The organism is Zobellia galactanivorans, from assembly GCF_000973105.1.
GTDB lineage: Bacteria > Bacteroidota > Bacteroidia > Flavobacteriales > Flavobacteriaceae > Zobellia > Zobellia galactanivorans.
The window spans coordinates 5,409,050-5,432,104 of sequence record NC_015844.1 but is presented as its reverse complement, the minus strand read 5'-3'; the positions used below and the strand labels follow the sequence as shown (position 1 = coordinate 5,432,104).

10 protein-coding genes are annotated in these 23,055 nt (G+C 41.8%); 9 read left to right on the top strand and 1 reads right to left on the bottom strand.

Annotated elements, in window-relative coordinates:
• Window positions 1–3 precede the first annotated feature (3 nt).
• From ZOBGAL_RS22080 to ZOBGAL_RS22055, 6 genes are all read left to right on the top strand, one after another.
• A complete protein-coding gene (locus ZOBGAL_RS22080) occupies window positions 4–1,482 on the top strand; it encodes a RagB/SusD family nutrient uptake outer membrane protein (protein WP_013996020.1) in 1,479 nt (492 codons plus the stop codon).
• Between the two features lie 141 nt (window positions 1,483–1,623).
• Complete coding sequence (locus tag ZOBGAL_RS22075; RefSeq protein ID WP_013996019.1) at window positions 1,624–4,974, top strand: VCBS repeat-containing protein; 3,351 nt, start codon at window positions 1,624–1,626, stop codon at window positions 4,972–4,974.
• A 19-nt stretch (window positions 4,975–4,993) separates the two neighbouring features.
• Window positions 4,994–8,338, top strand: coding sequence for an FG-GAP-like repeat-containing protein (locus ZOBGAL_RS22070; RefSeq protein ID WP_013996018.1), 3,345 nt, complete (start codon window positions 4,994–4,996; stop codon window positions 8,336–8,338).
• Window positions 8,339–8,536: 198 nt separating this feature from the next.
• Entirely contained in the window at window positions 8,537–12,742 is a 4,206-nt protein-coding gene (locus tag ZOBGAL_RS22065; protein WP_231854780.1) for a two-component regulator propeller domain-containing protein, read from the top strand.
• 10 nt (window positions 12,743–12,752) lie between these two features.
• Window positions 12,753–14,582 carry an arylsulfatase gene (locus ZOBGAL_RS22060; RefSeq protein ID WP_013996016.1) on the top strand — a complete coding sequence of 610 codons (1,830 nt, stop codon included), beginning with the start codon at window positions 12,753–12,755 and terminating at the stop codon, window positions 14,580–14,582.
• A complete protein-coding gene (locus ZOBGAL_RS22055) occupies window positions 14,579–15,901 on the top strand; it encodes a Gfo/Idh/MocA family protein (protein WP_013996015.1) in 1,323 nt (440 codons plus the stop codon). The genes ZOBGAL_RS22060 and ZOBGAL_RS22055 overlap by 4 nt, the downstream gene beginning before the upstream one ends.
• Window positions 15,902–15,904: 3 nt before the next feature.
• Here ZOBGAL_RS22055 and ZOBGAL_RS22050 read toward each other — a convergent pair whose 3' ends face one another.
• On the bottom strand, window positions 15,905–16,768 hold the full coding sequence (locus ZOBGAL_RS22050) for an AraC family transcriptional regulator (RefSeq protein WP_013996014.1): 864 nt from the start codon (window positions 16,766–16,768) through the stop codon (window positions 15,905–15,907).
• Between the two features lie 231 nt (window positions 16,769–16,999).
• On the opposite strand from ZOBGAL_RS22050, the gene ZOBGAL_RS22045 reads away from it, so the two are divergent.
• The 3 genes from ZOBGAL_RS22045 to ZOBGAL_RS22035 all read left to right on the top strand — a co-directional run bounded on the left by ZOBGAL_RS22045 (window position 17,000) and on the right by ZOBGAL_RS22035 (window position 22,957).
• Window positions 17,000–20,248, top strand: a complete 3,249-nt coding sequence (locus tag ZOBGAL_RS22045; RefSeq protein ID WP_013996012.1) for a DUF1553 domain-containing protein — start codon at window positions 17,000–17,002, stop codon at window positions 20,246–20,248.
• 26 nt (window positions 20,249–20,274) lie between these two features.
• A complete protein-coding gene (locus ZOBGAL_RS22040) occupies window positions 20,275–21,792 on the top strand; it encodes a DUF1501 domain-containing protein (protein WP_013996011.1) in 1,518 nt (505 codons plus the stop codon).
• 61 nt (window positions 21,793–21,853) lie between these two features.
• Window positions 21,854–22,957, top strand: a complete 1,104-nt coding sequence (locus ZOBGAL_RS22035) for an NHL repeat-containing protein (protein ID WP_013996010.1) — start codon at window positions 21,854–21,856, stop codon at window positions 22,955–22,957.
• The last annotated feature ends 98 nt before the right edge of the window (window positions 22,958–23,055 follow it).

Below are 23,055 nucleotides of genomic sequence, written 5' to 3'. Positions count from 1 at the left end.
ACTATGAAAAAAATAATATATACAATCACTGCTGTATTGGTTTTTTGCCTTTCAGCATGTAAATCGGATGAATTTCTCGAGCCTACGCCCTATGGGTTAGCGGGCGACGAAACATTCTTCAGGAACGAATCGGATGCACTATTGGCAATTAATGCTACGTATAGGGGTTTAAGGCAATGGTACAATAACTTTCAGGGTGATTATGGCTGGGGAAATATTGGTACGGACGATGCTTGGAAAGGTGGCGCCAGCCCTGCGGATCAAGATCCATTGACTGCCTTGGAGAATTATGAAATTCTCACTACGGTAGGTGAAATAGCTAATAGGTGGCCACAAGATTACCAAGGTATTAGAAACGCCAATAAGGTAATTGCCAATGTGCCTAATATTGAAATGGATGAAGCTCTTAAAACAAGAATTATAGGTGAAGCCTACTTTTTGAGAGGAGCTTATTATTTTGATTTAGTAAGATATTTTGGCGGTGTTCCAATTTACAGGGAAAATTTTGAACTGGCCGAAGAATACCTTACTGTAGGAAGAAGCACAGAGCAAGAAACCTGGGATTTCATAGAAGAGAACATGTTGGAGGCGGTATCGCGATTACCGAAAAAATCGGAATATGCGGATGAAGACATGGGGAGGGCAACAAAGGGAGCTGCCTTAGGTTTTTTGGTTCGGTTGAAGGCGGTTCAAAAAGATATGGCCGGTGTTAAAAAATATGCGGAGGAGTTGTTCGCATTGAACGAGTATGAATTGGCACCAACATATCGTGAAGTTTTTCAACCCCAGGGAGAGAATGGTCCTGGGTCTATTTTTGAGGTTCAGTTCAAAGAGGCCAATGAAGGTGGTGGTGCCGTTCAATTAGGTAACGCTACAGGTCACGCTTTTGGTCCGAGATCAAACGGAGCTTATGGTGGATGGGGCTTTACTATGGCCAAACAAGAACTATTGGATGAATTCGAAGATGGTGATCCAAGATTCGAACATAGTTTTTACAATGTTCCAGGGCAACCTTATGCTCCGTTAGATGGAGTAAACTCTTATTTCGGTAAAAAAGTGGCTTATGCTCCGTATTCAGATTATCCCATTCCGGCCCAAGCTGGTGATGGAGGTGTAAACTGGCGTGTTCTTAGGTTGGCCGATATTTACTTGATGTATGCGGAAGCTGTGGCAGAATCAGCTCCTGAAACAGCTGTTGAATATGTCAATAAAGTAAGGAAAAGGGCTAGGGAAGGTAATGAATCTGTTTTGCCCGATGTGCCACTAGGAACAACTGGTCCAGCATTGATTGATGCTATCCGTCATGAACGGCGTGTAGAACTTAACCTCGAAGGTCTTCGTAAACAAGATCTCTTGAGATGGGGAAGAACCGATTTGTTGACCCCCTTAGGGTTTGAAGTCGGAAAACACGAAAAGGTACCTATACCCCAAGTAGAAATAGATAACTATGGTGGTGTTTTAGAGCAGAATCCTGGTTACTAGTAGGAGGCTTAATTGAATTTTGTAAAGTGAAATAGATAAACGGTCTACCTAAGGAAAAAGGGTAGGCCGTTTAACTATTTTTAAAGGTTAAATACAAAGGGTATATAGGTTATATTTCTTTTTTATACATAGTTTTAGTTTATGAAGCATAAAGTGTCTGTTGATGTATCGATGAGTATAGTTATCCTATTTGTGGCCCTGTTCTTCGGTTGTAAAAAAGAGAAAAGAGGTGATACGGTTACCCTTTCCAACAAAATAGAAAAGAAAGAAACACTTTTTGAACTGGTTCACCCTGATAGTTCAGGGATCAAGTTTAAGAACCACGTTGAAGAGAACCTGAAGAACTATGTGGTTCATTTTAATTATGTCTATAACGGAGGTGGTGTGGCTATTGGGGATATAAATAATGATGGACTGTCCGATATCTATTTTTCATCTAATGAAGAATCCAATAAATTATATCTCAACAAGGGCAATTTCAAATTTGAGGACATAACCGAATCTGCTGGCGTAGGTGGTGGTGAGGGCTGGCATACAGGAATCAATATGATCGATATAAACCATGATGGTTTTTTAGATATTTACATCTGTCGCGGAGGGTTTGAGGATACCGATACGGAAAGAAAAAATTTACTGTATATCAATGATGGTAATATGAAATTCTCTGAGCAAGCCGAAAAGTATGGTTTGGCCGATAAGGGATTTTCGGTTCAAGCGGTATTCTTTGATATGGATAACGATAACGACCTTGATATGTATCTTACCAACCGACCAGAATTGTTTTTTCAGACGGTTGAAGAGTTGAATAAAGGGGAACGGGAAAACAACGACCTGTATCGGGATAAACTTTTTTTAAATGAAAACAATACATTTCGAGAGATAGGCCTAAAGGCAGGAATTGTAAATAACTATGGCTATGGATTGGGAGTTAGCACTCTTGATGCCAATAATGACGGACTAACAGATATTTACGTAACCAACGATTACGAACAATCCGATTATTTGTACATCAATCAGGGAAATAATAAATTCAAGGAAAGCATCAAGAAATTCACTAATCACACTTCCTTTTATTCAATGGGAATTGATGTGGTAGACTTCAATAATGATGGCTTTGAAGATATTTTGGCGCTTGATATGGTCTCTGAGAATTATGTTCGGAGTAAGACGACCATGGCGTCGATGAATTTAGAAAAATATAGGGAGATTATTGATAGGGGGTATCACAGCCAATATATGCATAACATGTTGCATTTGAACGAAGGTAATGGTTTCTATAGTGAAATTGGCCAATTGGCAGGTATTGCAAAGACCGATTGGAGCTGGTCTTGCCTTGGAAGCGATTTCGATAATGATGGCTATCGTGATATTTTTATTAGCAACGGTTACCGAAGGGATGTTACCGATAAAGATGCCACCAAAAGGTTTTTTAACTACATCAACAGTAATGCGGTCAGGCAAAACTCAGATGAGCAGAACCTAAAGAATATCTTAGATCTTTATCCTACTACAAAACTTTCAAATTATATTTTCAGTAATAACGCCGATCTAACTTTTGACAAGAAAATGGTCGATTGGGGCCTAGAGCAAAAAAGTTTTTCGAATGGGGCGGCTACTGCAGATTTGGACAACGATGGTGATTTAGATTTGGTCATAAATAACCTTGAGGATATTGCATTCGTTTATGAAAACAAACTAGATGAGCAAACAAATAAGAACTATCTAAAAATCAAATTGAACGGACCGAAAAAAAATCCACAGGGTATAGGGGCAAAGGTTGAGTTGATGTACGGAGATCAAGTACAATATCATGACTTCAAGGTAACTAGGGGCTATCTGTCATCTGTGGAGCCCGTAGTGCATTTTGGACTGGGGGAAGTTGCAATAATCGACCAAATTAGGGTGGTTTGGCCCGATAAAAAAGTAAATACGCTGACGAATGTCGAGAGTAATAAGGAAATAGAGGTTCGTTACAGGGAGGCAGCGACAGAAGAGCCTTCTAAGAAAATAGAACAGACCCTTTTTGTGGAAACTACTGCGGATATTCGGTCTAATTTTCGTCATAAGGAAAACACTTTTGACGATTATGAAAACCAGATTTTGTTACCACATCAAATGTCTAGACTCGGACCATTTGTCTCTGTTGCGGATATCGATGGCGATGGATTGGAGGACTTTTACGTAGGGGGAGCTATGGGGCAATCCGGAGCAGTATATATTCAAGATAATAAAGGAAAATTCAAGGCTTTGCCAAATCAAACTTTTGTATCCGATAGACAATATGAAGATATGGGAGCCACTTTTTTTGATGTGGATAACGATGGTGATGTAGACTTGTATGTGGTAAGCGGGGGAAGTGAGAATGAAATCAACTCCAAGAATTACCAAGACCGCCTATATGTAAACAATGGAAAAGGAAAATTTGTCCGCTCGGAGAATCTTCCTGAAATAACGGAGAGTGGGTCTTGCGTTGTTACGTATGACTTTGATTCCGATGGTGATTTAGATCTTTTTGTTGGAGGTAGACAAACACCGGGTAAATATCCATTATCGGCTAATAGCCACTGGTTGAGAAACGATGGCGGAGTGCTTGTCGATATCACCGAATCGAATGCTCCCGAACTTTTAGGGGTTGGTATGGTTACTAGTGCGGTCTGGGCTAATATAGATAATGATAGCACTAAAGAATTGATCGTAGTGGGTGAGTGGATGCCTATTACCATATTTAAAATCGTTGAGGATAAATTAAAGAACATTACCGAGCAATTCAATTTAGGGAAAACTAGTGGTTGGTGGAACAAGGTCATTGCTAAGGACTATGATAAAGATGGTGATCAAGATTTGATTTTTGGCAATTTAGGTGAGAACTACAAATTCACGGCATCAGATGAAAAACCCTTCTATGTATTTGCCAATGATTTTGATAGTAATGGTACCAACGATATTTTTTTAGCGAAAAAGTTAAAGAATAACCTCGTTCCTATTAGAGGGAAAGAATGTTCAAGTCAGCAAATTCCTAGTTTGAGTAAAAAATTCAAGACCTACGAAGGGTTTGCAAAAGCTGATTTACCTACGATATTAGGCGATAAAATAATGGACGCCACTCGCTATGAGGCGCATATTTTTTCTTCTATTATCTTAGAGAATACGGGTCAAGGCTTTAAGATGCACAAACTACCGGTAGAAGCACAGTTTTCTACAGTGAACGGTATTGTATGCGATGATTTTGATGATGATGGTATTCAAGATATTCTTTTGGGCGGCAATAAATTTGAAGTAGAGATTGAAACTACCCGGGCCGATGCATCACCTGGTTTTGTATTTATGGGGAGTTCGCCAAAGAGCTTTCAAGCGGTTAAACCTGCGCAAAGCGGTTTTTTTATTCCCTATAACGTAAAGGATATACAGCAAGTGAAAATCGCCAACGGTAAAAAAGGAATACTGGTGACCACTAACGATAACATCTTAAGGCTCTTTAAAACAACATTGTAATCTTTAAGAGGCATTATTTATGAGACAAGATTTGAGTTTAGTTCGGGGCAAGGGTGTTTTTATAATAATGACGCTGTTTTTAATGTGGAACTGCACTACGGAAAAAAAGCAAGCCAAGGAAGAAAAGCAGCAAGAAAGGGTTCAGGTCGATAAATCATTGAAATTTGAAGTGAAGCTAAAGGAGCAAACACAGGTTACTTTCGCCAACGAATTAAAAGAATCTAAAAATCTGAATTATTTTAATTTTCCTTATATGTATGCCGGTGCTGGGGTGGCCGTGGGCGATATCAACAACGATGGGTTGCCAGATGTTTTCTTTGTTGGAAATGGGGTAGAAAACAAACTGTATCTCAATACGGGAAATTTTAAATTTTCCGATATTTCAAATGCAGCACATATCGGGGGGAAAGAGAAGCCTAGATGGTCTAGCGGGGTAACAATGGCAGACGTTAATGCCGATGGTTTTTTGGATATTTATGTATGTGTAAGTGGGCCATCTCCTGATAAGAGAAATTTATTGTTTATAAACAATGGGGACACAACCTTTACCGAAAGCGCAAAAGAATTTGGGCTTGATGATGCCGGTTTTTCCAATCAAGCTACTTTCTTCGATTATGACAAAGATGGGGACCTAGATATGTTTTTGGCGTCGTACCCCCCCGCTGAATTTCAAAGCTCTAATGCTTTTTATGTTGAGAAGCAGACATCCGCCACCATGGAAGAAAGTGATCAATTATATGAGAATGTAGGTGGGGGTAAATTCAAAAATGTCACTAAAGAGTCGGGGATTTATAATTTTGGTTTGAGCTTAAATGCTAGTGTTTCAGATTTTAATAATGATGGTTGGTTCGATATTTACGTTTCTAACGATTTCAATTCACCTGATTTTTTGTACATCAACCAAAAAGACGGAACATTTAAAGACCAGGTTAAGAAATTTACCAATCACACCTCCAATTTTGGTATGGGATCAGATGCGGCCGATTTTAATAATGATGGTTGGATAGACCTTTTACAGGCCGATATGATGTCTTCATCAAATTTTGGTAAAAAGCGGAACATGTCGTCCATGCGACCCGAGTATTTCCACGAAGCCGTAGAATTGGGGCTTCATTATCAATATATGAGAAACAGCCTTCAAATGAATAATGGCAACGATTCGTTTAGTGATATCGCTGAATTGGCTGGTGTTTCTAATACCGACTGGAGCTGGTCTGCCCTCTTTGCGGATTTGAACAATGATGGTTGGAAAGATATCTTCATAACCAATGGTATGAGGAGAAGCGTCAACAATAAAGACTATGAACTAAAAATAGCCGCAGCTATCGAATCAGGTCAGATAGCCCCTAGTGAACGTTACCTTCTAACTAAAAATATGCCGGTAGAACCGGTTAGCAACAAGGTTTTTGTCAATAATGGTGATTTGACTTTTTCCGAAGACATAGACCCACAAGGTTTGTCTTATTACGGCTTTACGCATGGGGCGGCCTATGCCGATTTAGATTTAGATGGCGATCTAGACATGGTCATCAACAACCTGGATCGAATGTCTATGATTGTGGAAAACAAAATCGAAGACAACAATTATCTGCGTATCAGATTAAAAGGGGAGCAGGGCAATACATTTGGTATTGGCGCTAAGGTTAGATTATCGGCCAGTGGTAAAAACCAATACCAAGAGATGATGCCCAGTAGAGGTTATCTTTCTTCCGTTGAGCATATAGTTCATTTTGGCCTTGGAAAAATGGATAAAATCGACACCTTGCAAATTAAATGGGCCAGTGGAAAAGAACAGATTCTTACGGATTTAAAGGTAAACCAACTTATAGAAGCTTCAGAAGCACAGGCTACACAGTCGCAAATTCGATTTTTGCCTAAGAAAAAAATATTGTTTAGGGAAACACATGGTTTAGGTCTGGATTTTGAACATAAGGAAAACCAATTCAACGATTTTGACAAACAGGTGCTTTTACCTCATCAGTTATCTAAATTTGGCCCTTCCTTGGCCATAGGTGATGTAAATGGAGATGGATTGGACGATCTTTACGTTGGCGGCGCAATGGACCAAAAAGGAGAATTATTTTTTCAAGTAAAAAACGGACGATTTGAACGAAGGGTGTCCAAAGCTTTTGAAGACGATAGGCTGCACGAAGACACTGGGGCCGTATTTTTTGATGCCGATGATGACGGAGACTTAGATCTTTATGTGGTTAGCGGAGGAAACGAACAAGCTGAAAATTCCCTTTTTTATCAGGATCGATTATATATAAACGACGGAAATGGCTCTTTTGATAAAAATGAGGATGCGCTTCCTAAAATCGGTATAAGTGGAATGTCAATAGAACCGTACGACTATGATGGTGATGGCGATCTTGATTTATTTGTAGGAGGTCGGCTAACTCCTTGGGACTATCCTAAATCGGCCGGCAGTCTTATTTTAAACAATGAAAAGGGCACATTTACAGATGTAACCGCTACCGTGGCGCCTCAATTAAAGAATGTAGGTCTTGTCACCGATATGGTGTGGACAGATTATAATGGCGATGGGGAAATTGACTTTATCTTGGTAGGGGAATGGATGCCTATAACCGTGTTTGAACGCGTCGGAGAACGCTTTGAAAAGAAAAATATAGAGTCTTTAAAAAATACCGAAGGTTGGTGGTACAGTATAATAGCCTCTGATTTGGATGGTGATGGCGATGATGATTATATGGCAGGAAATTTAGGGCTCAATTACAAATATAAGGCAACGGAAAAATCGCCCTTTGAAGTATATTATGCCGATTTTGACAATAACGGGTCTAATGATTTGGCACTGGGCTACTATGAAAACAATACATTGTATCCTGTTCGAGGGAAACAATGTTCCACAGAACAAGTTCCTGCCTTAAAAGCAAAGTTTAAATCGTATGATGCTTTTGCAAAGGCAAACTTTTTTGAAGTGTATAATATTGAGAATACCGAAGATGTGCTTCACAAAAAAGCAAAAACCTTTGCCTCATCATTTTTTATAAACGAGGGCAACGGTTCTTTTGAGATTCAACCAATGCCGAATATGGCCCAGCTGTCATCGGTAAATTCAATTGTAATCAAGGATTTTAATGAAGATGGCGTTAAAGATGTGGTCGTTGCAGGTAATTTATTTTCCGCAGAGGTAGAGACTCCGAGAAACGATGCCGGATCGGGTCTTTTTATGGAAGGTGTTTTGCACTCGGGAAAATATTCGCTAAAACCATTGACGATGACCGGTTTGAAACTTAATGGGGATTTGAAAAATCTCAAAAGAATGGATATAGGAGGGCAAGAATTTCTCGTAGGGGCCAATAATGACGGTCCTCTTCAATTGTTCGAATTTTTGAAGTAGGCGGTTTTACTTATAAAGACTTAAAATATTGTACTTTGACATTCCTAATTTTTAGAACTACGCTTAAATTGCTAGATTGAAATAATAATCCAAAAACCGGGAAAGTAAATCTAACGCTAACTAATAGGTAAACAGGTGGGATATTATATTTCAAATAGAATTAGAAGACCGCGTCAATATTTTATGAAAACAAAACCTTTGGATAAGTTATTTTACCTTTTAATGTTTTTTTCGGTTTTGTTGGGTAACGCCCAAAACCACATAAGCTTTAAGCATATAACTACTAGTGACGGTCTTTCCCAAAGTGATATTAATGCGGTTTATCAAGATAAGCAGGGCTTTATGTGGTTCGCTACGCATGATGGACTCAATAAATACGACGGTTATAAATTCACGGTCTATAATCCCAGTCCTATTAAACCGAACTGTATCAGTAGCAACTTGATTTCGGCAATAAGCGGAGATGACGAAGGGAACCTCTGGGTGGGAACGACCGGAAGCGGACTTAATTTCTATAATGCTTCTACAGGCGATTTCACGACCTTTACCCATAACGAAGAAGATGTATCAAGTATCATTGGCAATTATGTTACTGCATTGTATAGGGATAGCAAAAATCGTTTGTGGGTCGGGGAGAAAGACGGCCTTAATATGGTAGACCTTTCCCTTCCTATAGATCATCTTAAATTCCAACACTATAATTCTGAACAAGATCCCTTTATTATTGGTTGGGACGGTAGTTCGATCTATTCAATTTATGAAGATAAGAACGGGCAACTTTTGGTCGGTGGGGCTACAGGTCTGTTCAAGCTGAAAAAAGACCCCAACGGAAATGAATACTTCGGAAATATCAATAAATCATTAGGGCTTCCCGATTGTATTGTGAGGGATATCAAAGAGGATAATCTGGGCCGGCTGATCATAGCGACGGACGTAGGCTTGTTTTGCCAAGTCAAAGGAAATGGACTGAAGTTGGCAAAAATACATGATAATAATGTCAATAATATTTTGGTCGATAATAACAATCACCTCTGGGTAGGTTCAAATGAAGGGCTTTTTTATTTCGAAAATGCCTCACCTGAAAAATTGCCCCGATACATTAAGCGATTTACCTATGATTCCAGGGATTCGGGGAGTATCAGCAAGAACATCATTAAATCCTTGTACCTTGATAAAACGGGCATCATTTGGATAGGAACCAATGGTGGGGGCATAAACATTTTTGATCCCGGAAGAAAACAATTTTTGCATGTAAGGAATACTCCCGATCCCCAAAGCCTGAGTTATGACAAGATCCGGGCCATGTATGAAGACAGTAATGGCACGGTATGGGTCGGTACAGAAGGCGGCGGCTTGAATATGTTGACAAAACAGGATGATGATGGGAATTACGACAAGTTTAGGCGCTTTAGCTCTATTTCACGAACCTTTGCTATCACCGAAACTGTTCTCGACAATAAGAAAACCTTGTTCATAGGGGCGGAAAGTACTCCCGGACTCTATTTGCTGAACATTGATGACCCAAGCCAAATAAAAGAATCTGATCTACGTCCCCAAGGATTGATGCACGGGGTGTTCAGCTTATTGAACGATTCCGATGAAAATATATGGATAGGCACCTATACTTCCGGAGTGCAACGATGGATTAAAAAGGAAGATGGGAAAGGCTATGACAAGACTACCTTCAAAAGCTACCCAAAACAGGCCCATGTCTTGCCAAGTAACATTGTCAGGTACATTTTAGAGGATAAGTTCGGCAATATTTGGTTTGCCACGGGCGATGGCTTAAGTGTCGTTAAGGCTATTGAACGGTATAAAAAACATCCTAAGTTCGAGACCTATAAAAACAATTCTGAAGACCCTAAGTCCCTTAGCCATAACTATATTCTCTCGTTGTACGAAAGCACTGAGGGTGAATTGTGGATTGGAACCTTTGGCGGAGGCCTAAATAAATTTGTTCCCGGGGAAAATGGTGAGACGGATAGTTTTATTTCCTATTCCGTTCAAGATGGACTTCCGAACGACGTAATCAAGGGAATTCTGGAAGACAGTGAAGCTAACCTATGGCTTTCAACCAATATGGGCTTGTCTAAGTTCAATCCGAAAAAAGAAACCTTTAAAAACTATAATGAAAACGACGGCCTTCAAGATAATGAATTTCAAGAATTGGCTTGCGTAAAACGGTCCGATGGTGAGATGCTATTTGGGGGTATCAATGGCTTTAATGCCTTCTATCCCGAAGATATCGGGGATAACGAACACTTGGCCGAAACCGTTATTACCGATATGCTGGTCTCGAACGAATCCGTAAAAGTGGGGGCCGAACTTGACGGTAAGGTCATACTCGATAAAAGCATCAATAAAATCAAGAATATAGAACTGGGCTACCGACAGAACAATTTTTCCTTTGAATTTGCCGCATTGCACTATGCGGCACCTTCAAAAAACAAATTTGCCTATATGTTAGAGGGCTTTGATCCCAACTGGGTGCAGACTACTTCGAACAAGCGTTTCGCTACATATACCAACCTAGAACCGGGTGACTACGTCTTTAAGGTCAAGGCTTCCAATAATGACGGTCTTTGGGATGAAACACCTTCGCAAATACAGATTACCATTACCCCGCCCATTTGGCAAACCTCAGCGGCCTATTTGTTTTATGGTGCATTGGTATTGGGCATGCTATGGTTGTTTTGGAGGTACACTTTTATCAGAACGAGTGAAAAGCACCAATTGGAACTCGATCATTTGGAAAAGGAGAAATCGGAAGAAATGCAGCGGGTAAAACTCGAGTTTTTTACCAATATTTCCCATGAGTTCCGAACTCCTCTCACCTTGATCAAGGGCCCACTGGAGTATTTGCGAAAGGATGGGGACAAGATAAGCCGGACCAAGGTGCATGAGCAGTACAATATTATGTACAAAAACACCAACTATTTATTAAAACTGGTCAATCAGCTGTTGGACTTTAGAAAGATAGACCAAGGCAAAATGCATTTGGTAGTCCGTAATAGCAATATTGTAGAGTTTATTCAAGAGGTAGGCCAGCCATTTCAGTTTCTCGCCCATAAGCAAAATATTGAGTTTACGATCCAGGCTGACCAAGAATCGCTTCAGACTTGGTTCGACCACGATGCCTTAGAGAAAATAATGAACAACTTGCTTTCCAATGCGTTTAAATACACCCCTGATGGTGGTCGGATTACAGTGGAAATAGCTACGGAAGGCGAAGCTAAGAATGACCAAGGTGAAAATGTAATTATAAAAGTACGCGATTCGGGTTATGGTATTGCCGAAAATAGGGTGAACACCATATTCGAACGCTTCAATACCCAAGATAAAAAAGACAGAAGAAACCTTCAGGGGGCAGGTATAGGCTTATCCTTCACCAAGAACCTGATCGAACTGCACCAGGGTTCAATTGTCGTTAAGAGCAAACCCAACAAGGGCACGGATTTTATTGTGAGGCTTCCCGTTGACAAAGCGGTCTATATGAATATTCCGGAGGTAAGTATCAAAGAGGTTTCTGAAAGCGACTTTTTGGTGCGCTCTTCCGAGACCGAATCTTTCGCCATCGGTATCAACGATGAAATTCTAGATGCCGATGTATCAAAGTCAAGGCCTAAGCAGCCTATTCTATTGGTGGTAGACGATAACGCCGACATACGAACCTTGGTAAAACAGGGGCTCGAGAGCGACTATGTTATCTATGAGGCGGAAAACGGCAAACAGGCGCTTAAAGTAGCCAAGAATATTATGCCCAATATTATCTTGACCGATATTTTAATGCCCATAATGGACGGTACGGAGTTTTGTAAATCGCTAAAAAGCGATAAGGAAACGAGTCATATTCCCGTGGTAATGTTAACGGCAAAGGCATCGCAAGAAAGCGAAATAGAAAACTTGAAGATAGGAGTGGAAGGCTATATCAGAAAACCTTTTGATATGGAGCTCCTTCAGCTTACCCTGGGGAATATCCTTAAGCATCGTGAGCAACTTCGGAAGCAATTCACCCGTAATATAACCTTACAACCGGCCGAAATTGCGGTTACTTCGGTCGATGAATCTTTTTTGCAAACGGCTATTGAAATTGTAGAGAAACATATGATGAACACAGATTTCAACGTAGAGATGCTGGTAAAGGAAATGGGCTACAGCCGTAGTAACCTCTACATGAAATTCAAAGAGATAACGGGCTTGTCTTCAAGTGAATTCATTCGCAACATACGCCTGAAACGCGCGGTTCAACTATTTGAACAAAGCGATCTTTCGGTAAAGGAGATTATGTATAAAACCGGCTTCAATACCGCCTCGTATTTTTCAAAATGCTTTAAAAAACAATTCGGTGTCATACCTAGCGAGTATGTAGCCCAACTCAAAAACAAAAAAAATACCACATCTTAAAAATTTTAGTATGACCTATAGAACGTTTACACAGCTCTTGAGTTCCGTTTGTTTAATCTTGATGCTGTCCTGCGGGCAGAAAAAGAAATCCGATTCTGCTTCTGAAGCTACGAGATCCAAAGAAAAACCGAACGTCATTATTGTTTTTGCCGATGACCAAGGTTATGGCGATTTGGCCTCCCACGGAAATCCGTATATCAAAACCCCAAACCTCGATGCTTTTGCCAAAGAGTCCCTTGAATTGACCAATTTTCACGTGGGTACTACCTGTGCACCAAGTAGGGCGGGACTTATGACGGGTAGAAATGGCAATAGAAACAACGCTTGGCACACCATAGCGGGGTGTTCCATTTTACTGGAAGACGAGAAAACCATGGCAGAGGTCTTTAAGGAAGGCGGGTATAATACCGCCATGTTCGGTAAGTGGCATTTGGGCGATAATTACCCTTTCCGTCCCCATGATAGAGGGTTTGAGCACGCCTTGTACAATGGCGGTGGCGGGGTACAGCAAACCCCGGATTATTGGAACAACACCTATTTTGACGATACCTATTTTAGAAACGGCGAGCCCGTGAAATTAGAAGGGTATTGTACGGATGTCTGGTTTAACGAAGCCATCAAACATATACAGCGGACTGAAGATGAACCTTTCTTTCTCTATCTTCCGTTGAATGCTGCGCATTCTCCCTTTAACGTACCCGAGTCCTACGCAAAAATGTATGAAAACGAACCCTTGGCCGATTACCAAAAACGTTTTTATGGAATGATTTCCAATATAGATGAGAACTTTGGTAAATTAGTAAGGTTTTTGAAGGATAGGAAACTATTCGATAATACTATTGTTATTTACACCACCGACAATGGTACGGCGGCCGGAATCAAAACCGATAAAGACGGAAATGTTACTGGGTACAATGCAGGCTTGAAGGGTACCAAGGGCAGTCATTATGACGGAGGGCATAAAGTGCCGTTTTTTATCAGTTGGCCTGACGGCGATATCAAAAAGGGCTCGGTGAACAACGAGTTGGTGGCGAATGTAGATTTATTGCCTACTTTGGCACATATGAGCGGTATTCCCTTTGAAGTCGATAAACCTTTGGATGGTGCCAACGTGGCCCCTGTTTTATTGGAAGGAAAAAAGGAAGATGACCGAATGTTGGTCATAGACACCCAACGGGGCCAGTGGCCCATAAAGGGAAAAAATAGTTGCGTGATGACCACGGAATGGCGTTTGATAGATGGAACCGAGCTTTATAATATTATTGAGGATCCAGGGCAAAAAAACGACATAGCCGAGGAGCACCCCGAGGTGGTAAAGAAAATGAAGGCATATTACGATCAATGGTGGTCGAGCATAGAACCGGAAATGCGATATGCGGAGATCCCTTTAGGTGACCCGAAGGCCAATCCGGTAACGATTACGGTCCACGATATGCATACCGATGATAATATACCTTGGAACCAAGTTCAAATTCGCCAAGGGGAGTTCGCTCCCGATGGTTATTATAGTATAAAGGTGGTCGAAGACGGACTTTACCAGTTTAAACTCTACCGATACGCACCGGAATCGGACTTGGCATTGAACGCTGCGGCAGATCGGATATCGGAATCCTATTCGATGGATGAGTTGCCTGCAGGGAGAAGTTTGAACTTTGAAAGTGCCGCCGTACAGCTTGGTGATTTTGAGGTTAAGGCAGATGTAAATATGGAAGCCCCTTTTGTTTTGTTGGAAGGAAAACTAGAGAAGGGCAGCTATAGACTACAAAGCAATTTCTTTACGGAAGAAGGGGCTAAAATGCCAGCTTATTATATTGAGATCAATAAAAAAAGTACTTTATGAAACCAGACCGAACCAACAGTAAATCAAATTTAAAGCCTCAGGTACAATTATCTCGAAGAGCTTTTATTTCAAAGACGGCCTTGGTGGCCAGTGCCATCAGCATAGTGCCAAGGCACGTATTGGGAAGGGGCTTTGTTCCTCCGAGCGATAAGGTTAATTTAGGATATATAGGCTTAGGGAAGCAGAGTATAACCCTGTCCAATGCCTTTATGGTACATACCGACCAAGCCCAGATCGTTGCCGGTGCTGATGTGTGGACAACCAAGAACAATTGGTTCAAGGCCCATGTAAGTAAGTTATATGCCGAAAAACGAAATCAAGGCAATTACAAGGGCATAACGACCACGGGCAATTACCTTGAAATTTTAGGGAGGGACGATATCGATGCCGTTATTGTCGCGACCCCTGACCACTGGCATGCGATTCAAGCTATAGGGGCCATGAAATCCGGTAAGCATGTGTATTGCGAAAAACCACTGACCTTGAAGATCCAAGAGGGTATCGATATGGTGGAAACCGTAAAGAAGACCGGAAAGGTTTTGCAGACCGGAAGCATGCAACGCTCATGGGCCACTTTTCAAAAAGCGACCGAAATAGTGCAAAAGGGTCACTTGGGCGATATTAAAAAAGTACTCGTAAACGTAGGAGATCCTGCGGTTCCTTTTAATATGCCATCAGAGCCTGTACCCGCTGAAGTAGATTGGAACCAATGGTGTGGACCGGCACCTTTATTGCCTTACAACCAAAGGTTATCCCCTCCTGAAAGTAAAGCCTTTTTTCCCGATTGGCGCCTGTTTAATGAGACCGGCGGTGGAATTTTGACCGATTGGGGCGCCCATATGTTCGATATAGCGCAATGGGGATTGGGAATGGACCGCAGTGGTCCGGTAAAATTTGTACCCCCAGCCGATAAAAATGCGGTAAGAGGAATGCGAATGTTCTATGAAAATGGAATAGAAATGGTACATGAAGACTTCGGTAGGGGATGGGGCGTACGCTTTATAGGAAGCAAAGGCAGTCTCGATATAAGTAGAAGCTACCTCGAAACCGATCCACCAAGTATTCTAAAATCGCAAATGAGCGAAAAGGAGGATATGAAATCAAGGGGAAACCACTATCAAAATTGGATAGATGCCATAAAAAACGAAACCCCACTGATTGCCGATGTAGAAATTGGCCACCGCTCCGCAACCGTGGGCAATATCTGCAATATAGCCTATCAATTAGGTCGAACCCTTGAATGGGATCCTGCTAAGGAAAAATTCATAGGGGATAAGGAGGCGAATAAAATGAAAAGTCGAAAGAATAGAAAGTACTAAGGACTAACTTCCGGGGCGTCTTTTTCGAAAGGCCCCGGGGGTAATCCCGTTCTTGGCCTTGAACATTCGGGACAGATATGAAACGGTACCCATTCCCGTCTTTTCCGCTATCTCGGCCAAGGTGTTATTGGTGGTCAATAACAAGGTTTCCGACCGTTCTATACGAATGGTCTGGATATACTTGCTGGGCCTAATCCCGAACTTTTGTTGAAAGACCCTAGAAAAATGGTCGGAACTCAAATTGCTGTGTTTGGCTATTTGGGCAACGGTAAGGGGTTCGTGCAAATGCTCTTTAATGTAGTTCAGTACCTCATGAAAATCGTTTTTGATATTCAACTTAGAGCTTTTGCTATTCTGTATGAAGGGAGAGAGCAAGAGTTGTAAAAGCGATTGGGTTTGAATAAACGATTTTGCCGACAACAAGTCGTTAAGTTTTTCCGTGTCGGAAACAAATTTGCGGTTGTCATATATCTTAGGATCGTCTTCTATCAAATACCGTTTAGGGTGTAGGGTCAAGAGCGTCTTATAATAACCCAAATCTTGGTCGCTGGCTTCAATTTCGTACCTGAAATCCTTTATGTCGTATATCGACAGGCGATCGCCGACCTCTTCTAGAAAATGAATGTAGTACATCTCCAAATGGTCGTAACATCTATAGCGACTATACGTAAAGCTGGGAATCAAGTAGAGGTGGCCCGGCTTCAAGTCGAACTCCTCATAACTATGGAACATTTTTCCTGAACCTTTGGTAATGTAATACAGTCGGGAAAACGGACTGATGACATTGTCGTAATCCCATGAGGTGTCGAGTTTGGCGTATCCCCCATGTAAAAAAGTAAGTTTTAAAGACTGCAAGATTTTATTCATAGGCTAAATGCATTTTATCGGATATTAAATACAATTTATAGTGTGATAAAGATAGTAATAATGCTTTTAATCACTGGTTTTAAGGCGTTTTAGGGAAGAATAAAAGATTTTCTCTATTTTTTTGGTCGCTGTCGAAAAGTCGGAAATGTACAATTCATAGCCTGATTTATACAAGAATTCAGCAGAGCAAATGATATAAATTTGGCAAAAACATAAATTTTGTCCTAAATAATGTTCAGATTAACAAATTATATCGTTTTTTCTTTAGCAATAATGCTATTTTCTTGTGGAGGACCTGATCTTCCTGAAGATGTAGAAGTTGCCCTTGAAAAGCTTCCGAAAAATATTGATTTCAACCAAGATGTGAAACCGATCCTTTCGGATAAATGCTTTTTGTGCCATGGTCCCGATAAGGGAAAGATCAAGGGAGGCTTGCAGTTGCACGATCCCGAGTTGGCCTATGCGGAATCTACGAATACACCGGGTCTTTTTTCCATTGTACCGGGTAAACCGGGGAAAAGTGAGGTGGTAAGGCGTATTTTGACCGACGATCCCGATTTGATTATGCCAGAGCTGTCATCGCACTTGTCCTTGACCGCATATGAGAAGGCCATGTTGATAAGGTGGATAGATGAAGGTGCCGAGTACAAAGATCATTGGGCCTTTCTTAAGCCCGAGGTAAATGAAATCCCCAAAGTGACCAAAACCGATTTTGTCCGTAATCCTATTGATAATTTCGTTCTGGCTACTTTAGAGGAAAAAAATATTTCTCCATCAAAACGGGCCGATAAAGAGGTTTTGTTGAGAAGGGCTTCCCTAGACCTGACAGGGTTGCCACCTACCATAGAAGAAATAGAGGCTTTTGTAAAAGATAACTCCCCTGATGCCTTTGAAAAACAGATAGACCGCTTGTTGGCCTCCCCGCATTACGGTGAGAAAATGACCTTGGACTGGATGGACGTTGCCCGTTACGCCGATACCCATGGGTACAGTAACGATAGATATAGGGATACTTCCCCTTGGAGAGATTGGGTCATTAAGGCTTTCAATTCAAATATGCCCTATGATGAATTTTTGACCTGGCAAATTGCCGGGGACCTTTTTCCGAATGCAACAAAAGAACAAAGGTTGGCGACTACCTTCAATAGATTGCATCCCCAAAACCTGGAGGGAGGTATCATTGATGAAGAATTTAGGTCGGAATATGTGGCAGATAGAACGGCAACGGTCAGTCAGGGTGTGTTAGGACTGTCTTATGCCTGTGCCAAATGCCATGACCACAAATACGATCCTATTTCCCAAAAGGACTATTTTGAAATGTACAGTTTTTTCAACAATGTTGATGAAACAGGACTTATACCTTGGGATTTGGCGACTCCGGTTCCGGCTATGTTATTGCCTACCAAAGAACAGGAAGATGTGCTGGCCTATTTGGAGAAAATTGTAGAAGAATCGGAAGAGAAGGTCGATAGTACCGTCAAGACCGAGAGCGATAAGTTCAAAGATTGGTTGGCGAGCAATGCCTTTCAGAAGATTCCGGTACAGGACCGACCCAAGGGATTGATCGCGGCATTTGATTTTGATGATCAGCGGCTGGTCAACAAAATAGGGGGGAATGGAAAAAATAAAATTCGAATGCGCCAGCAATTCGTCGATAACGAAAAGCCCGTGTATAAAGAAGGTGCTTCGGGCAAAGGGCTGTTTATGGATGGCGATACTTGGTTGGACCTTGATAAGATCGGAATATATAAGCGTAATGAGCCTTTTAGTGTCTCCATTAAGGTTTTTGTGCCGCAAGACCTCGAAGAAGGTGTAATCTTCCATAAGATGCAAGGTCCCGAACTGCACAGTTTTAGAGGCTACCATCTAAAGATCAAAGAGAATAGGCTAGAAGCATTGTTCGCCCATGTCTGGCCCGATAATTCAATGGTCGTAGAATCGTTGAAAGAAATTCCAAAAGAGCAATGGGTACAGCTTACCCTAACCTACGATGGATCGAGTAAGGCCAATGGAATCGGTATTTATATGGATGGCGAAAAACTGGAGACCAAGACCACTTTTGACAACCTGTATAAAGACATCGTTTTCAATAATATGAAAAACTATATCTATAAGGAAACCGTAGAACCCGGACTTAGGATCGGTGCGATATGGCGTGGAAAAGGTATAGGTAATGCCGTTGTCGATGATATCATGGTCTTTGATAGGGAGATAAGCGATATTGAAGTCATGCAGATCAGTTCTAGCGATAAGCTTAAAAACTTGGTGGCAAAGTCGAACGACCAGCTCGGCGATAAGGAAAAAGAGCAGCTCAAAACGTATTATTTGTTCAATCATTCCTCGAGTTACAATCAAGTGTTGGCAGAATTGAAGAAAGACCGAGGGGCCTTGGTAGATAGTATTGAGCCGATAAAACAGATAATGGTCATGAAAGAGCGCAAGACGCCTAGACAGACCTATATCTTGGATCGGGGCAACTACGATTCGCCTACAGATTCGGTATTTCCGAATATGCCGGAAAAAATATTCCCAATGAACGATAGCCTGCCCAAAAATAGATTGGGCTTGGCCAAATGGATTACCGATAAAAACAATCCCTTGACGGCAAGGGTTGCCGTTAACAGGTACTGGCAAAACCTGTTCGGAAGGGGCTTGGTAAAGACTTCTGAAGATTTTGGTAACCAAGGGGAATTGCCCAGTCACCCTAAACTATTGGATTGGTTGGCCATTCAATTTATGGAGTCTGATTGGGATGTTAAAGCGCTTCATAAGACGATAATGCTGTCCGCTACCTATCAACAGAGTTCGGCTATTAGCGAAGAACTTGCAAAGGTAGATATGGAAAACCAATGGTTGGCCAGGGGGCCATCAGTACGCCTGTCGGGTGAAATGTTAAGGGACAATGCGCTTTTCGCTTCCGGATTGTTGAACAAGACCATTGGCGGAAAAAGTGTTAAACCCTACCAGCCCGAGGGCCTCTGGAAAGTTAGTGGCGGTACGTATGTGCAAGATGGGGAAGAAGGACTGTACAGACGTAGTATGTATACCATATGGAAACGAACGGTGCCTAACCCGACCATCTCCACCTTTGATGCCCCGACCCGTGATTTGTGTACCAGTAGAAGGCAGAAAACGAATACGCCATTACAGGCCCTCGTAATACTGAACGACCCTACCTATATAGAGGCATCGCGTGTTCTCGGGAAGCAAATGGCCGAAGCCGATGATGTGAATGCAGGAATAGCCTTGGCCTTCAAAAAATTGACAGGTAGAAGTGTTACGGATAAGGAGCTGGGCTTGCTCGCTTCCTTACAGAGTTCGGAATACCGGAAATTCAGTGAAAATCCCAAAAAGACCAAAGGTTGGTTGCAAACCGGGGCGTTCAAGATATCGGAAGATGATGATCAAGCTTTGGTAGCCGCCAACGCCGTGGTAGCCAGTACCATTATGAATTCCGATGCCACTATAACCAAAAGATAATTTAACAACACCTAATATAGAAGAGTATGTGTAGTAATCATCAACATAGCAAATTGACCTCTGCCAATGAAGATTTAAAGACCATTGAAAGGCAGTTAGATCGACGGCACTTCTTGAAAAAGACATCCCTCGGAATCGGGGCAATGGCTTTGGGCAGTTTGTTGGGGACTGAAAAAATGTTCGGAAACCTAGGTAAGGATAGCTCGCCGGAAGAAGTCCTTAAGGCATACAACAAGAACCGATTAGGCCTTCCGCACCATACCCCCAAGGCAAAGAGGATAATTTATTTGTTTCAAAGTGGAGGGCCTTCCCAAATGGACCTTTTCGATTATAAACCCAAGTTGGTGGATATGTTCGGTAAAGAACTCCCAAAATCGGTTATTGGAGGTCAGAGGCTTACCGGAATGAGCGGTAGTCAGAGTACCCTGCCCATAGCACCATCATCGTTTACGTTCAAGCAATACGGAGAGTCAAGGGCGTGGGTCAGTGATGCCATGCCGTACTTGTCGGAAGTGGTCGATGATTTGTGTTTTATAAAAAGTATGCAGACCGATCAGATCAATCATACACCTGCCATTACCTTTATGCAAACCGGAAATCAATTACCGGGTAGACCGGCCATTGGTTCTTGGTTAAGTTATGGTTTGGGCTCCGATAACGAAAACCTGCCGACCTTTATCGCCTTGGTTTCCAAGAATGGAAAAGGACAACCATTGAAGGCCAGTCTGTGGGGCAATGGATTTTTGCCAACGGAACATCAAGGGGTTCAGTTTAGGTCGGGTAAAGATCCGGTTCTCTATTTGAGCGATCCTGAAAATTACGATGGTAACGATAGAAGAGATATGCTCGATTACCTAAAACATTTAAACGAATTGCAGGGCGATGCTTATGGGGATCCCGAAATTCAATCGAGAATGACACAGTATGAAATGGCCTTCAAAATGCAGACGTCCATTCCCGAGGTGACCGACCTGTCGAAAGAACCCGAGTACATTTTTGATATGTACGGTGAAGACAGTAGGGATCCAGGTACCTATGCGGCCAACTGTTTGATGGCGCGAAAACTATTGGAAAAAGGAGTAAGGTTCGTGCAATTGTACCACCAAGGTTGGGATCAGCACAATTACTGCCCAGGTGGGGTAAAAAGCCAGTCTAAAAAAACGGACCAGGCCACGGCTGCCTTAATCAAAGATTTGAAACAACGGGGTATGTTTGAAGACACCCTAGTGGTATGGGGAGGTGAATTTGGTCGAACCGTTTACTCGCAAGGCCAGCTCACAAGTACCAACTACGGACGTGACCATCACCCGAAGGCATTTACGATGTGGATGGCCGGAGCAGGGGTGAAACCAGGTTTTACTTATGGGGCTACCGATGATTTTAGTTACAACGTAACCGCAGATCCAGTACATGTTCACGATTTTCATGCTACATTGATGCACTTGTTCGGTATAGACCACGAAAGACTGACCTTCAAGCATCAGGGTAGACGCTATCGCTTGACCGATGTACACGGTCATGTCGTCAAAGATTTATTGACATAGATTTTATTACATTTATTATAGTTTCAATATATAAACAACCTTATTTAACCACGCATTTTACATGAGCAACAGAAGGAATTTCTTAAAAAAAACCGCTTTGGGCGCTACGGCCTTATCGACCACATCATCTTTCGGATTCAATATTTTAAAGAAAACGGTATTGGAAGATCAAATTATAGGTCATGGTGATTTTAAGTATAAAGTGGTAAAAGACTGGGCACAAATGTCCGTTGCCCATAATCCTATCTTGAACTGTCATGAAATGCAGATGGATAGTAAGGGGAGGTTGATCATGTTGGGAGACCATACTGATAATAATATTTTGGTCTTTGACAAATCGGGAAAACTTCTTGATTATTGGGGTACCCGTTATCCCGGTGGACACGGTCTTACCCTTCATGACGAAGGAGGAGAGGACATGTTGTATATTGTAGATTGCGGATGGTTTGTAGACCGTTCTGGAAAATGGAGCAAACAGGCCGGTACGGTGAGTAAGACCACGGTAGATGGAAGGCTCTTGTTTACCTTGCCCGACCCACATACTATAGGAGCCTATACCCAAGAGCAAGAATACCTGCCCACGGAAACAGCGGTCGGACCCAATGGGGATATCTATGTGGCCGACGGTTATGGCTCCGATTTTATTCTTCAATTCAACCATAAGGGTGAATTTATCAGAAAGTGGGGAGGCCATGATAATAAGGATAAAAATTATAACCTTCACAACGCACATGGCGTGGCCGTCGATTACCGAAATAAGAAAAATCCCGTATTGGTGGTTACTTCCCGATCGGATAAAAGTTTTAAATTTTTCACCTTGGATGGCAAGTTTATAAAAACGGTAGAATTGCCAGGGGCCTACGTTTGTCGACCAGTGCTTGACGATGATAATATTTATGCGGGGGTTTGCTGGTCGGAAAATAAGACGGGTAAGCGCTTTAGTAATTCTGGTTTTGTGACCATTATGGACGGTGAAAACAAAGTGGTTTCCAACCCGGGAGGTGATGCACCCCAGTATAAAAATGGCAAACTACAGCAAATGTACCAATCTGAAAAAGCTGTGTTCAACCATGGCCACGATGTCTTTGTCGACGAAGACAAAAACTTATATGTATGCCAATGGAACGCCAACAGGACCCCACCTATAAAACTGGAAAGGGTCTAAACAAACATTTTAATTTGGTTTTCTCGGTAGGCCATAAAACATTTGTGGTTGATAATTGATCATTTATTTCATTTTTCACCGCTAAATATGTGTAATTT